Origin of the sequence: Mycobacterium paraseoulense (assembly GCF_010731655.1) — a bacterium.
Taxonomy (GTDB): domain Bacteria; phylum Actinomycetota; class Actinomycetes; order Mycobacteriales; family Mycobacteriaceae; genus Mycobacterium; species Mycobacterium paraseoulense.
Map to the genome: position 1 here is coordinate 4260265 of NZ_AP022619.1, position 15170 is coordinate 4275434.

The window sequence follows — 15170 nt, forward strand, 5'->3', positions numbered from 1 at the left end:
CCCCGTCGTGAACATGCCGTACCACGCCAGCATAGGCATCCGGAATGAGCGCCCGGGAACCGTCATCACCGCGATCAACAAGGACCTGGCCGCGCAGGGTGTGCGCGGCTACACCAGGCCGAGCAACCGCAGATCGAAGACGTACTTGGCGATCAAGTCGGCCGACAGATGCGGAATGTCTTTGTCCGCGCCGAGTTTGGCCGCCCGGACCGCACCGCGGAAGACATCGGTCGGGGCCGGCGCGCCGCGCAGGGGCTTCTCCGGGTTCCGGTAAGCGTCCAGCAACGGCAGCACCGACCGTTGGCGTTGCTTGTCCGGCAGGGCTCGAAGCGCGGTGGCGAAGCGCTCGAGCCACTCGTCGTAGTCGTCGATGCGCCGGATGTCGTGGCCGTCGGCGATCAACCAGTCCACGAACACGTCCAGCGAGATGCCGTCGTCGTGCGGGTTCATCACGTCATACGAGCGAAACGCCCCGGCGGACCCCGCCTCTTCGGCAGAGGTTGCGAGCTGCTCGCCGAGCGCGGTCACCGCCTCGGCCACGAAATCGGCGGGCAACCCGTCGTAATGGGCGACGGCCCGGCCACCGGTGTCGGGGGTCTCGTAGAAGGACGACGGGGCGATGCCGGTGACGAGCAGGCTGAAGATCAAGCGCGTGAAGGCATCCGGGACGTTCAGCTGTCCGGCGTAGCGGCTGTGCGCGAGAATCATGTCGGACCGGAAGACGGCGACGGATAGCCCGCACAGGTCGTGCGCCTCCCGCAGCAGCACCTCCCCGGCCCACTTGCTGTTGGCGTACCCGTTGGCGTAGCTGCCCTCGATCGGCCGAACCGGGCTGACCGCGCGGATGTCGCCGTCCTCGGCGAATTCGGCGGGATCGACCGACATGGCCACCGCGACCGTCGACAGATAGGTCACGGGTTTGATGCGCGCGGTGATCGCCAGGCGGATGATCTCGGCGGTGCCAACGACGTTCGGCCCGAACAGTTGGTCGTAGGGCAGCACGTGGTTGACCAGCGCCGCCGGGTGAACGATCAGGTCCACACCGTGGGCCAGGCCGTCCCACGTCGCCTGGTCCAGCCCCAGGTTCGGCTCGCCGATATCGCCGGCGATGACCTCCAGGTGGTCGGCCGCCAGCTCACGGAACCGGTCGACCAGGCGGGGATCGCCGCTGCGGTAGACGTCCTCGAGCCGCGTGGCGGCCGCCGCGGCGTCGGTGCCGCGGACGACGCAGATGAGCTTTCCGCCCGTCTCGGCGAGCCGCTCCAGCCATTCCAGGCAGAGGAACCGGCCGAGGTAGCCGTTGGCGCCGGTCAACAGGACCGTGCGCGGTGTGCCGGTGGCGCGCGGCAGTTCCGGGGCGGCGGCCAGGGTGTTCGCGTCGATGAACGTGTCCAGGGTGAGGTCGGCCGCGCGGACCTCGGTGGCGTCGCGCCCGTGCACCGTTGCGAACGTCGGCCGCCGCGATCCCGAAGCACGTTCGGCCGCAACGTATTCCGCCAGCTGACCCAGGTCGGTGGCCGGACCGATGATCATTCCTACCGGCACCTCGACCTCGAAAATGTCTTGCAGCAGGTTGGAGAAGGTCAGGGCCGACAGGGAGTCCCCGCCGAGTTCGACGAACAGGGCGCCCGGCTCCGGCGGGCCGCCCGCGAGGCCGAGCAGCGCTTCGGCGGCGCGCGCCAGTGTGTCGATGACCGGGCGGTCGGCCGCACCCTCGCGCAACGCCCGCAGCTCGCTCACCCGGTTCGCGGCCAGGTCCGCGTACAACTGCTCCAGCCGCTCGCCGTAACGTTCTTTGAGCCTCGGCCGCAGTAACTTTCCCACCCCGGACAGTAGCCCGTTGTCTTCGCTGAACGGTTCGGGCTCGATGATAAAGTCGGCCGGCACCTCGTAGGACTGCAGCTCGGCGAGTTTGCCCGACTGGCGCAGGGATTCGCGGAGGGCGGACCTGAGCCCGTCGGCGTCGTCGGCGAATCTTTCCAGCGCCTCAGCGGTCGGCACGGTGACCGCCAACAGGTAGGGGCGTTCGCTGTTGCCGTAGACGAAGATCTGGCGGATCAGGGCCGCGCTACTGAACACGGCCTCCAGGCGCGCGACGGCGACGAATTCGCCTTGGGAGAGCTTCAATACGTTGTTGCGCCGGTCGACGTAGGCGAGCCGATCCGGCCCCAGCTCGGCCATCACGTCCCCGGTCCGGTAGTAGCCCTGCGCGTCGAAGGCATTGGCGGTGACGTCGGGACGCTTGAAATATCCGGGTGTGGCGGTCTGCGACTTGACCAGCAGCTCACCCCGCGGAAACGGTTTGTCCGTAAGGAAATAACCCAGTTCGGGAACGTCGACAAGCTTGTAATCCAGGACGGGGGGGCGGTTGATCCTGCCGTCCTTGGTCACCATTCCGACCTCGGTCAACCCGTAGCCGTCGAGGACGTGCACATCGAGGCAGACCTCGACGAAACCGCGCATCTCCGCGGCCAGCGGCGCCGTGCCGCAGAACGCGGTGACGATGCGTCCGCCCAAGATCTGCTCGCGCAACTCCGTCCCCGCCTCGGTCTCGGCGGATTCCTGCTCGGCTCCCTGGGACACCCGCCGGTCGACGGCGCTTTGGTAGCGCTGGTACAGCATCTCTGCCACCCGGGGCACCAACCCCATCTCGGTGGGGCGCACCAGGTTCCAGTCTTCGAACAGCGTGGAGAGGTCGCTCTCGGGGACGAAGTAGCTGGTGCCGCCCGCTTGGAACGCGGTCGACAACGGTATCCGGCCGCCGAGGTGGTTCAGCGGCATGAAATTGACGTTGAGCACGGGCGTGTCCGCGAAGTCGGGCATCAGCTCGTTGGTCCACAGCTTGCACAGCATCCGCTCGGTGTACATGGCGCCCTTGGGCAGTCCGGTGCTGCCCGACGTGTACATGATCATGGCCAGGCGGTCGTCGGTGCCGCCGGTATACGGCGGCTCGGGCGGCAGGGTGCGACCGCGCTCGATCAGCTCGTCGAACGTCTCGATCGCCACCGTCATCCCGGCGGCCGACAGCTTCGCCCGCGCGCGTGCCAAAGCTTCACGCTGGTCGTCGATTTCGGGGAAGTAGTCGAAGACCACCAAGCGCCGCACAGACGCGCTGCCCAGCGCCGCCTCGACGGCAAGGTCGAGGTAGCCGGCGCCGGCCGCGAGCACCCGCGGCTCGACCTCGGCGACGATCGGCTGCAAACGTGACGCCGACGCGTTGTGTTGCAGGGGGACCGCCACCAGCCCGAGATAGCCGGACACCAGGTCGAGGGTGAGGTACTCGGCGCTGGCGAAACCCATTGTGGCGACGAAATCTCCCGGGCCCACCGGGTTCGCGGCGTCGCGGCGCCAGGCGGCGGCGATCGCCGCCACGTTGGCCCAAAGCTCGCGATAGCTGATGGTCTCGAACCGGGGCAGCAATTGCGCCGTGGTGCGACCGTTTTCGGGATCGGTGCTCAATGAACGTGCCCGCCAGCCCAGTGCCGGGCGATCGGCGTAGCCGTCGACGTAGGTCTGCAGGATCTCGGTCAGCCGCAGCCCCGGGCGGCGCGCCGTCCGCTGAAGCGACGGATCCGGCTTGGTGTTCCGGAACTGCTCGTCTTCGACGTACAGCTGACGGATACGTTCGGCCACTCGCTGCCGTGCCGGGCTGCTCGAATCCGCAACGGTCGGTTCCCGCTTCGCGTCACCCGTCATGGCCAGCCTCCCGTTTGGATCCTCGTTTACGGAGAACTCACTGCCGCTGGCCAGTCTTCCGTTCAATCGTTGTGACGGTCGTCACATGGGGAGAGGCGGGCGCGATCAGGCGACGACCTGGATGGGATCGCCGACGTTCACCTGGTTGAAGTACCAGGCGGCGTTGTCGGGACTGAGGTTGATGCAGCCATGGCTGACGTTTGCGTAGCCCTGGGAGTCGACGGACCAGGGTGCGGAGTGCACGTAGACGCCACTCCAGGTGACACGGACGGCGTACTGGGCGGTGATCTTGTATCCCTCGGGCGAACTCAGCGGGATGCCGATGGTCCGCGAATCCATCACGACGGACCGGTCCTTTTCCAGCGCGGTGAAGTTACCGATCGGCGTGGGCCGGCTGGGCTTGCCCATCGACGCGGGCATGGTGCGCAGCACTTCGCCGTTGCGGCTCACGGTGAAGGTGTGCGCGGAGATGTCGGCAACGCCGAGTAACGCGTCACCGGTGTCGAATCCCGTCGTCAGGGCCTGGATACCGACGGAGACGTGGGTGTGGGCCGGCCAGTACTGGTTGGGCACCCACTGGACGACGTTGTTCTTGACCCATTCGAAGTGTCCCGGCGTGTTGCTCGGCGACGCCACGTGAATGGAGCGCTCGACGGCGGCGCGGTCACCGACGGGCGCCGTGAACGTCACCACCACCGGGTGCGCGACCCCGACGACTGCGCCGTTGGCCGGCAAAACCGAGGCGACCGAGGGGGCGGGTTGCGGCGCGGGGACGGACGCGTGGCTGCGGCCGACCGATCCGATCAGCCCCATCGCCGTGATCGCGACCATAACAAATAGATAACGAACACCTCGACGCATAGCGCCCGCCCTTCGAGATGGTGCGATTGACACGACTGTATTCTACCGGCTGTACCCGTATTGCCGCTTTCAGCAAACTTTCACCGGCCCGCGGCAGCCCGATTTCGCGCGGTGGCCCGGCCGTCCGCTCGATGCGCTGGGCGGGCCCTCGGCGCCACTTCCGGGCGATTCCGCCGAGCATAGGCATTTTGGCACCCGCCGGGGAATTCGTCGGTGCTGTACCGGCTTGCCGGACTGGCTGGGGCGTCGGTGAGACGTTAGCCTCAGCGAAACTCCGTGCGCCGAGGAGGTGCGGGTGCTGTTCCGACAGTTGGAGTACTTTGTCGCGGTCGCGCAGGAGCGCCACTTCGCCCGGGCCGCCGAGAAGTGCTTCGTGTCTCAACCCGCGCTGTCGGCCGCCATCGCCAAGCTGGAGCGCGAGCTGAACGTCACCCTGATCAACCGCGGGCACAGCTTCGAAGGGCTCACGCCCGAAGGGGAGCGGTTGGTGGTGTGGGCGAGGCGGATTCTCGCCGAGCACGACGCTTTCAAGGCCGAGGTGCATGCGGTGCGATCGGGTATCACCGGCATGCTGCGGCTGGGCACGGTCCCCACCGCCTCGACGACGGCCTCCCTGGTGCTCTCGGCGTTCTGCTCGGCGCATCCGTTGGCGAAGGTGCACATCCTCTCCCGGCTGGCGGGCACCGAACTGTACCGACGGCTGCGCGAATTCGAGCTGGACGCCGCAATCGTGCACGCTGCTCCCGACGAGGCCCACGACATGAATCTGGTGCCGCTGTACGAGGAGCATTATGTGCTGTTGTCGCCGGCGGACATGCTGGCATCAACCGCCTCGACGATGACCTGGCCGGAGGCGGCGCAGTTGCCGCTCGCGTTGCTCACCGCCGACATGCGGGACCGCCAGATCATCGACAAAGCCTTCGCCGACCACGCCATCGAAGTGGCCCCGCAGCTGGAAACCGACTCCGTCGCTTCACTATTCGCTCAGGTCGCCGCCGGTAATTGGGCGTGCATCGTGCCGCACACCTGGTTGTGGACGTCGCCACTGGGTCCGGAGGTCCGCGCTGTGGAGATGGTCGATCCGGCGCTCAAGGCCGACATCGCCCTGGCCACCAATTCCGCCGGGCCGGGGTCACCGATCGCCCGCGCGCTCGTCGCGTCCGCCCAGCAGCTGTCGCTGAACGAGTTCTTCGACGCGCAGCTGTCGCGAATCACCCACCGGCACTGACTTTCCCCGGCTTCGCCGCGCTGGTCGGGTTCAGACTCGCCAGGTGCCCGCTTTCCACCCCGGCCGCGGGGTCGAGCTCGCAGTCGATGACCGACGGTGTCCGGGAGCCGATCGCGGCGGACAGTGCCGACCGCAATTCCGCCGGGGTGGTGACGTGATATCCCTTGCCGCCGAAGGCCTCAGCGATGAGCTCGTGATGCGCCTGCGCGTTCAGCACGGTAGGAGCCGGATCCGTTCCGGTCGGGGATTCGTCGCCGCGGTAGACGCCGCCGTTGTTGAGGATGACGACGGTCACCGGAAGCCGGTAGCGGCAGATCGTCTCGACCTCCATGCCGCTGAATCCGAACGCGCTGTCGCCCTCGATCGCGACCACGGGCTGTCCGGTTTCGACGGCGGCGGCGATGGCGTAACCCATGCCGATGCCCATGACACCCCAGGTACCGGTGTCCAGCCGGTGCCGCGGCACCGCCATGCCGATGACGTTGCGGGCCAGGTCCAGCGCGTTGGCACCCTCGTTGACTACGTAAGCGTCCGGGTTCTCTTGCAGCACGGCATGAATCACGCCGAGCGCGTTGTAAAAGCGCATGGGGTGCGGGTCTTCGGCCAGGCGTTCGCGCATCTTGGCGTCGTTATGGGCGGCGCGCTCGGCCAGCTCGTCGGTCCATTCAGCGGACACGGTGAGGGGGTGGGCTACGACGCCGTCGCGCAGCGCCGACATCACCGAGCCGATGTCACCGGCCAGTGGTGCCGCGATCGGCTGATTGCTGTCGAACTCCGACGGGGCGATGTCGACCTGCACGAATTTCGCATCGGCGGACCACTGCGGCGAGTTCCCGTGGGCCAACAGCCAGTTCAGCCGGGCGCCGACCAGCAAGACCACGTCCGCGCGTGCGATCGCCAGCGAGCGGGCGGCCGCCACCGACTGGGGGTGGGCATCCGGCAGCAGCCCCTTGGCCATCGACATCGGCAGGAACGGAATCCCGCTGGCCTCGACGAATTCCCGAATCACGTTGTCTGCCTGGGCGTATGCCGCGCCCTTGCCGAGTACGATCAACGGTCGGCGCGCTTGCTGCAACATCCGCAGGGCGTGTTCGACCGCTTCGGGTGCCGGCAGCTGGCGGGGCGCGGGGTCGACGACCCGCCAGACCGTTTCCGCGCCGGCCGCGGCTTCCATCGCCTGCCCCAACACCGCACCGGGGATGTCGAGGTAGACGCCGCCAGGGCGGCCCGAGGCCGCGGTGCGGATGGCGCGCGCGACGCCGCGCCCGATATCCTCGACCCGGCCGATCCGGTAGGCCTCCTTCACGAACGGCCGTGCGGCGTTGAGCTGGTCGATGTCCTGGTAGTCACCGCGGTGTAAGTCGACCAGCGCCCGATTGCTGGATCCCGAGATCTGGATCATCGGGAAGCAGTTCGCGGTGGCGTTGGCAAGCGCCGGCAACCCGTTGAGGAAACCGGGCCCGGATGTCGTCAGGCAGACGCCCGGCCGGCCGGTCAAAAATCCGGCGGCGGCCGCGGCGTTGCCGGCCGAGGCCTCCTGCCGGAAGCCGATGTAGCGGATTCCGGAAGCCTGCGCGACGCGGGCGAGGTCGGTGACCGGGATGCCGACGATCCCGTACATGGTGGCGACGTCGTTGGCCTTGAGCGCTTCCACCACCAGATGGAAGCCGTCGATCAAACGCGTGGACGCGGTCATGGGGGCGACTCCTCGTGTGTGGTCGGAGGTGAAGTAAAGCCTCGGCCCTTACTCTGACGCGGCGACCCCGCGGGTGTCCAAGACGGAGCCGCTATGCGTCGATAGCCATCGGTTATCGGTCGTGAGTGAATCAATATTGGACGGGCGGCGAGGCCAACCGGCATGGTTCGAGCAGGCGCCTGCGACGGCTTACGGGAAGGGAGCGCGGGATGAGGACGACGAGGCCCGAGGAGATCATCGGCGGTGGCATGGGCTCAGCGGGGGTGCCGGGTCCACGCATCGCGGATCTGGTCGAGGAGGTGGCGCGGCGAACCCCGGAGGCGCGCGCGCTCGTCGTCACCTCCGATCGGATACCGGTGAGCTACCGCGACCTGCTGCGCCTCGCGGACGAACTGGCGGGGCAGCTGAAGCGGAGCGGGCTGGCGCCGGGGGACCGCATCGCGCTGCGCTGCGGAAGCAACGCGGAGTTCGTCGTCGGGTTGCTGGCGGCTTCGCGGGCCGACCTGGTCGCGGTCCCGCTGGATCCGGCGCTACCGGTCGGCGAGCAGCGCGCCCGCAGCGCGGCCGTGGGGGCGCGGGCGGCGCTCGTCGACGGCGTCGCACCCGGCGTGGAGGAGGGCGGGGAAGACGCCCTGGCGTGGTGGCCACTCGCGGTGACGGCCAGCCGCGCGGACGCCGCCGCGACGGTCAGGGTGGACGCCACCACCAAACCGGCACAACGGTTTTCCACTCCCGAGGGCCTGCGCGACGACGACGCCATGATCATGTTCACCGGTGGCACCACCGGGGTGCCGAAGATGGTCCCGTGGACCCGCGGCAACATCGCCGGCTCGGTGCGGGCCATCATCGGCGGATACGAACTGGGCCCCCGGGACGCCACCGTGGCGGTGATGCCGCTCTACCACGGTCACGGGCTGCTCGCCGCGCTGCTGGCGACGCTGGTGTCCGGGGGCACGGTGTTGCTGCCCGCCCGCGGACGGTTCTCGGCGCACACCTTCTGGGATGACATCGGAGCCGTCCGCGCCACCTGGTACACCGCCGTCCCGACGATTCACCAGATCCTGCTGGAGCGGGCGGGCGCCGACCGACCGGGCAACGCCGCGTTGCGGTTCATCCGCAGTTGCAGCGCGCCGCTGACCGCCGAGGCGGCGCAGGCGCTGCAGGACACGTTCTCGGCCCCGGTGGTGTGTGCCTTCGGGATGACCGAGGCCACCCACCAGGTGGCGACCACCGGAATCGGTCACGCCGAAAACCCCGCGGCCACACCGGGTCTGGTCGGTCAATCGACCGGTCCGGAGATTCGGATCGTCGGGTCCGACGGCCGGCCCGCGCCCGCGGGTGAGGTCGGCGAGGTCTGGTTGCACGGGTCCACCGTGGTGCGGGGCTACCTCGGCGACCCGTCGATCACCGCCGCCAATTTCACCGACGGGTGGCTGCGCACGGGTGACCTGGGAACGCTCTCGGCGGCCGGCGAACTGATCATCCGCGGCCGCATCAAGGAACTCATCAACCGGGGCGGGGAGAAGATCTCCCCGGAACGCGTCGAGGGCGTGCTGGGCAGCCACCCCGACGTGCTGGAGGTGGCGGTCTTCGGGATGCCCGACAAGCTGTACGGCGAGACGGTGGCCGCGGTGATCGTCCCCCGGGGATCCGCCGCACCGACCGCGGACGAGCTCGCCGCGTTCGCCGGCGACCGGCTGGCCCCCTTCGAGGTGCCGGGCAGTTTCCAGCTGGCCGCGGAGCTGCCGCACACCGCGAAGGGGTCGCTGGACCGGCGCGCCGTCGCCCAGCGGTTCGGGCGAGGGGCGTGAGCGCTCAGACGGTGGCCTTTACCCGGGTGGCCGCGGTCTCCGGCATGGGTTCGTAGCGGGCGAAGCTGCGGGTGAACGACGCGGCCCCGTGGGCCAGTGAGCGCAGGTCGATCGCGTAGCGCGTCAGCTCCACCTGTGGCACCTCGGCTTTGACCAGCGTGCGTTCGTTGCCCGCGGTGTCGGTCCCAAGCACCCTGCCGCGTCGGCCGGACAGGTCACCCATCACCGCGCCCACGAAGTGGTCTGGCACCAGCACCGAAATCTCGTCGATCGGCTCGAGCAGGCTGACCTTCGTCGCCGCCGCCGCCTCGCGCAGCGCCAGAGCGCCCGCCATCTGGAACGCGAAATCCGAGGAGTCGACGCTGTGGGCCTTGCCGTCGAGCAGCGTGACCCGGATGTCGACCACCGGGTAGCCGGCGTGGACGCCCTTTTCCATCTGTGCCCGCACACCCTTTTCCACGCTCGGGATGAATTGCCGCGGCACCGCCCCGCCGACCACCTTGTCGACAAACTCGAATCCGGAGCCCTCCGGCAGCGGCTCGACTTCGATGTCGCACACCGCGTACTGGCCGTGCCCGCCGGACTGCTTGACGTGGCGGCCGTGACCTTTTGCCTTGCCGCCGAACGTCTCTCGCAGCGGCACCCGAAGTTCGACGGTGTCCACGGTGACGCCGTAGCGGTTGGCCAGCGCGTCGAGGACGACACCGGCATGGGCTTCCCCCATGCACCACAACACGATCTGATGGGTCTCGGAGTTCTGCTCGATCCGCAGCGTGGGGTCCTCGGCGGCCAGCCGGCCCAGACCCACCGACAGCTTGTCCTCGTCGGTCTTGGCGTGCGCCTGGATCGCGACCGGGAGCAGGGGCTCGGGCATGGTCCACGGTTTCAGCACGAGCGGCTCCGCCTTGTCCGACAGGGTGTCGCCGGTCTCGGCCCGGCTCAGTTTGCCGATCGCGCAGATATCGCCGGCCACCACGGCGGCGGCGGGGCGCTGCTGCTTGCCGAGCGGGAAGGACAGGACGCCCACGCGTTCGTCCTCGTCGTGGTCGGGGTGCGTGCTGCCGTTCCCGTTGACCGAGCCGAAGAACGACGCGAAATGGCCCGACACATGAACCGTCGTGTCGGGCCTGATGGTCCCGGAGAACACCCGGACCAGGCTGAGCCTTCCGACGTAGGGGTCCGACGTCGTCTTCACCACCTCAGCGAGCAGGGGAGCGTCGGGATCGCAGGTCAGCGTCGCGTGCGGGGCGCCCTGCGGCGTAAACACCTCCGGCAGCGGGTGTTCCATCGGGGACGGGAATCCGCGCGTGGCAACCTCGAGCAATTCCAGGGTGCCGACGCCGGTGCTGCTGCACACCGGGATCACGGGGAAGAAGGACGCCCGGGCGACGGCCCGCTCCAGATCTTCGATGAGCACCGCCTCGTCGATGGACTCGCCGCCCAGGTAGCGATCCATCAGCGACTCGTCCTCGGATTCCTCGATGATGCCTTCGATGAGGGTCCCGCGCGCCTCCTCGATCTTCTCGGCGTCGGACGGATCGGTCGGCTGCATGGTCCGCTTGCCGCCGGCGTATTGGTAGCGCGTCTGCGACAGCAACCCGATCAGGCCTTCGCAGGACGGCAGGCCGGTCGGCAGGTAGAGCGGTAACACCTTGTCTCCGAACGCGTTCTGCGCGGCCGCCAGCGCCTCGGAGTAGTTGGCGCGGGTGTGGTCGAGCTTGGTGATCACCACGGCGCGGGGCATGCCGACCTGATCGCATTCCTGCCACAGGGATTTGGTGGGTTCGTCCACGCCCTCGCTGGCCGCGATCACGAACAGCGCGCAGTCCGCGGCACGCAAGCCGGCCCGCAACTCCCCGACGAAATCGGCGTACCCGGGCGTGTCGACCAGGTTGATCTTGATGCCGTCGTGCGCCAGCGACGCGACGGCCAGGCCGACCGACCGCTGCTGGCGGATCTCGGCGTCGTCGTAGTCACAGACCGTGCTGCCGTCGGTGACCGAGCCCGCCCTGGTCAGCACCCCCCCGGCGACCAGCAGCGCCTCGACCAGGGTGGTCTTGCCGCCGCCGGAGGGCCCTACCAGCACGATGTTGCGCACATCGCCGGGACCGTTCGCGGTGGGAGCGGCCGCCGCGCCCTGGGAAGCGTTCGCCTTGTCCGCCATGACGTTCCTCCAGTTCTCCCTGGCGTGTCACCGAGTGGGGGGCGCCCAGTGCGGTGTGTCCTAACTCACAGGGTCTATGAGCAACTTTTCCCCCAACGGCGGCCCAACACAAGGCCACGGGCAGGCCACAATTGCGTCGGGCCGATCCGAAAATGAGCGTGGTTCGTCAGGCGTGCCAGCTCGACCAGCGGCGAACCGCGACCGCGATCACCGGACCGTCCAGCGAAACCGATTGATACTGAGGGTACTTGGCGCGTAGGAGCCGATAGGCGGACTCCATCGCCGCCCCGTCGGTGTGGATGGTGGCCGCGCCGTCGGCCCGCACCCACCACAACCGTGTCCAGTCATCGGCGTAGTGGTCGACGAGCAGGCTCACACGGGGGTCGTTTTCGATGTTGGCCAGCCGCCGCAGCCGCCGCGTCGTCTTGGGTTTCGCATCGACGGCGGTGTAGACCACATCGGGGGAGCCCTCGGCCACGGCGAACACCACCGGCACCAGGTGGGGAAGGCCGTCGGGCGTCACCGTGGCCAGCCGGGCCACCGGCGACCGGCCGAACCTGGCCTTGGGGTCGAATTCGCCCACGCCGTCAGCCTAGGCGCCGCCCAACCGCGTCGGCGGGAAACCATAGCGGCTGATCAGGACCGTGCCACTGCCGTGAATAGCTACCTGCATTACGGTTATATACACATAAATGTGCCGCCCAGAACCGCACGGCCGGGACAGTTTGTGTTTACCGCGACGCAGGAAGGGTGACGGATGAGCAAATCGAACCACCGCTCGGTCTGGTGGTCATGGTTGGTCAGCGTGCTGGCCGTGGTCGGGCTGGGTCTCGGCTTGGGCGTCGCGCCGGCGGCCGCATCGCCGTTCACCCGGCCGCAGGCTCCGATCGATGCCGCGGCGCTGGTCGGTCAGGTCGGGCCGCAGGTGGTCAACATCAGCACCAAATTCGGCTACAACAACGCGGTGGGCGCCGGGACGGGGATCGTGATCGACCCCAACGGCGTCGTGCTGACCAACAACCACGTCATCTCGGGCGCGACGGACATCAGCGCGTTCGACGTGGGCAACGGCCAGACGTACGCCGTCGACGTGGTCGGTTACGACCGCAGCCAGGACGTCGCGGTGCTGCAACTGCGCGGCGGGGCCGGGCTTCCGAGCGCCGCGATCGGCGGTGGGGTGACGGTGGGCCAGCCCGTCGTGGCGATGGGCAACGCCGGTGGCCAGGGTGGAACGCCGAGCGCGGTATCCGGCAAGGTGATCGCGCTCAACCAGTCCGTGTCGGCGACCGACACCCTGACCGGCGCGAACGAGTCGCTGGGCGGGCTGATCCAGGCCGACACGCCGATCAGGCCCGGCGACTCGGGTGGCCCGCTGGTCAACAACGACGGGCAGGTGGTCGGCTTGAACACGGCCGCCACCGACAATTACAAGATGTCGGGCGGCGGGCAGGGCTTCGCCATCCCGATCGGCCACGCGATGGGCGTGGCCGGGCAGATCAGGTCCGGCGCCGCGTCGAACACCGTGCACATCGGCCCGACCGCGTTCCTCGGCCTGGGCGTCACCGACAGCAACGGCAACGGCGCGCGCGTCGAACGCGTGGTCACCGGCGGCCCCGCAGCGGGGGCCGGGATCTCTCCCGGTGACGTCATCACCGTCGTCGACAACGCCCCGATCACCGGAGCCACGTCGATGACGGACGTCCTCGTGCCGCACCATCCCGGCGACAACATCGCGGTGCGCTACCGCTCCGCCGAGGGCGGCGACCGCACCACGAATGTGACGCTGGGGGAAGGGCCGCCAGCCTGATCGCCGCGTCGACGATGCCCAGCTGGCCCCTAATTCCCTTGGCGCCGGCCGTGTTTCGTCACATGTTGGCGGGCGTGATTTCGAATGTCGCGCCTCGGGTACCCGTGGCATCGTGGATTTGATGAACGACGCAAGAGACGCTGTCGAGCACCATCCCGCAGGGGGCAGTCACGTCCAGGACGGTGTCGTCGAGCACCCCGAGTCCGACGACTTCGACAACGCCGCCGCGCTGCCCACCGACCCGACGTGGTTCAAGCACGCCGTTTTCTACGAGGTGCTGGTCCGGGCGTTCTTCGACGCCAACGCCGACGGGTCGGGCGATCTGCGCGGACTCCTGGGGCGGCTGGACTACCTGCAGTGGCTGGGTATCGATTGCATCTGGCTGCCCCCTTTCTACGATTCGCCGCTTCGCGACGGCGGGTACGACATCCGGGACTTCTACAAGGTGCTACCCGAGTTCGGCACCGTCGAGGACTTCGTCGCGTTGCTCAACGCCGCGCACGAGCGGGGCATCCGTGTCATCACGGACCTGGTGATGAACCACACGTCGGAATCGCACCCGTGGTTCCAGGAGTCGCGGCACGACCCCGACGGCCCGTACGGCGACTTCTACGTGTGGAGCGACACCAGCGAGAAATACACCGACGCCCGGATCATCTTCGTCGACACCGAGGAGTCGAACTGGACCTTCGACCCGGTGCGCCGCCAGTTCTACTGGCACCGCTTCTTCTCGCATCAGCCTGACCTGAACTACGACAACCCCGCCGTGCAGGAAGCCATGATCGACGTCATCCGCTTCTGGCTGGGCCTGGGCATCGACGGCTTCCGGTTGGACGCGGTGCCTTATCTGTTCGAGCGGGAGGGCACCAACTGCGAGAACCTGCCCGAGACGCACTCCTTCCTCAAGCGCGTCCGCAAGGTCGTCGACGACGAATTCCCGGGCCGGGTGCTGCTGGCCGAGGCCAATCAGTGGCCGGCCGACGTCGTCGAGTACTTCGGTGATCCCACCACCGGCGGCGACGAGTGCCACATGGCGTTCCACTTTCCGCTGATGCCGCGCATCTTCATGGCGGTTCGGCGGGAGTCGCGCATTCCGATTTCGGAGATCCTGACCCAAACACCGGAGATCCCCGACATGGCGCAATGGGGGATCTTCCTGCGCAACCACGACGAGTTGACGCTGGAGATGGTCACCGACGAAGAGCGCGACTACATGTACTCCGAGTACGCCAAGGATCCTCGGATGAAGGCGAACGTCGGCATCCGGCGCCGCCTGGCGCCGCTGCTGGACAACGACCGCAACCAGATCGAGCTGTTCACCGCGTTGCTGTTGTCGCTGCCCGGCTCGCCGGTCCTGTACTACGGCGACGAGATCGGCATGGGCGACGTCATCTGGTTGGGCGATCGCGACGGCGTGCGCACCCCGATGCAGTGGACGCCGGACCGCAACGCGGGATTCTCCAAGGCGAACCCGGGCCGGCTCTACCTGCCGGCCAGCCAGGACTCGGTCTACGGCTATCAGGCCGTCAACGTGGAGGCCCAGCGTGACACGTCCACGTCGCTGCTGAACTTCACCCGCATGATGCTCGCGGTTCGGCGCCGCCACGAGGCCTTCGCGATCGGTACGTTCGAGGAGTTGGGGGGCTCCAACCCGTCGATGTTGGCGTTCGTGCGCCAGGCGCCCGGCGGCGGGGACACGGTGTTGTGCGTCAACAACCTGTCGCGGTTTCCGCAGCCGATCGAACTGAATTTGCAGCACTGGAGCGGTTGCACGCCGGTGGAACTGACCGGGCACGTCGAATTTCCGCGGATCGGGCACCTGCCCTACCTGCTGACATTGCCGGGCCACGGTTTCTACTGGTTCCAGCTGACTGCATGTGAGGAGGAGGCATGACCGCGCCGGCGAC

The 15170-nt window shown here is 68.3% G+C and carries 9 protein-coding genes; 4 read left to right on the forward strand and 5 right to left on the reverse strand.

Annotated elements, in window-relative coordinates; genetic code table 11:
* Positions 1–108 precede the first annotated feature (108 nt).
* Positions 109–3696 (reverse strand): carboxylic acid reductase, encoded by a 3588-nt coding sequence (car, locus tag G6N51_RS19810; protein ID WP_083174090.1) that lies wholly within the window; start codon positions 3694–3696, stop codon positions 109–111.
* Positions 3697–3801: 105 nt separating this feature from the next.
* A complete protein-coding gene (locus G6N51_RS19815; protein WP_083174089.1) occupies positions 3802–4557 on the reverse strand; it encodes a L,D-transpeptidase in 756 nt (251 codons plus the stop codon).
* Positions 4558–4852: 295 nt separating this feature from the next.
* Between G6N51_RS19815 and G6N51_RS19820 the strand changes: the two genes are divergently transcribed.
* Positions 4853–5785 (forward strand): LysR family transcriptional regulator, encoded by a 933-nt coding sequence (locus tag G6N51_RS19820; RefSeq protein WP_083174117.1) that lies wholly within the window; start codon positions 4853–4855, stop codon positions 5783–5785.
* Here the strand turns inward: G6N51_RS19820 and oxc are convergent.
* Positions 5769–7481: an oxalyl-CoA decarboxylase gene (gene oxc / locus G6N51_RS19825; RefSeq protein WP_083174088.1), complete on the reverse strand. Its 1713-nt coding sequence runs from the start codon at positions 7479–7481 to the stop codon at positions 5769–5771. The genes G6N51_RS19820 and oxc overlap by 17 nt on opposite strands.
* Before the next feature lie 209 nt (positions 7482–7690).
* Here oxc and G6N51_RS19830 point away from each other — a divergent pair, with 209 nt between their 5' ends.
* Positions 7691–9292 (forward strand): FadD7 family fatty acid--CoA ligase, encoded by a 1602-nt coding sequence (locus G6N51_RS19830; RefSeq protein ID WP_083174087.1) that lies wholly within the window; start codon positions 7691–7693, stop codon positions 9290–9292.
* A 4-nt stretch (positions 9293–9296) separates the two neighbouring features.
* On the opposite strand, the gene G6N51_RS19835 is transcribed toward G6N51_RS19830, so the two are convergent.
* Both G6N51_RS19835 and G6N51_RS19840 read right to left on the reverse strand, forming a co-directional pair.
* Positions 9297–11456: an elongation factor G-like protein EF-G2 gene (locus tag G6N51_RS19835; protein ID WP_083174086.1), complete on the reverse strand. Its 2160-nt coding sequence runs from the start codon at positions 11454–11456 to the stop codon at positions 9297–9299.
* A 166-nt stretch (positions 11457–11622) separates the two neighbouring features.
* Positions 11623–12039 carry a TIGR03668 family PPOX class F420-dependent oxidoreductase gene (locus tag G6N51_RS19840; RefSeq protein WP_083174085.1) on the reverse strand — a complete coding sequence of 139 codons (417 nt, stop codon included), beginning with the start codon at positions 12037–12039 and terminating at the stop codon, positions 11623–11625.
* A gap of 174 nt (positions 12040–12213) precedes the next feature.
* Between G6N51_RS19840 and G6N51_RS19845 the strand changes: the two genes are divergently transcribed.
* A complete protein-coding gene (locus tag G6N51_RS19845) occupies positions 12214–13263 on the forward strand; it encodes a S1C family serine protease (protein WP_083174084.1) in 1050 nt (349 codons plus the stop codon).
* Between the two features lie 121 nt (positions 13264–13384).
* The gene (gene treS, locus G6N51_RS19850; protein ID WP_083174116.1) at positions 13385–15157 is read left to right on the forward strand and encodes a maltose alpha-D-glucosyltransferase; all 1773 of its coding nucleotides are present in this window, start codon (positions 13385–13387) and stop codon (positions 15155–15157) included.
* Positions 15158–15170: the final 13 nt, after the last annotated feature.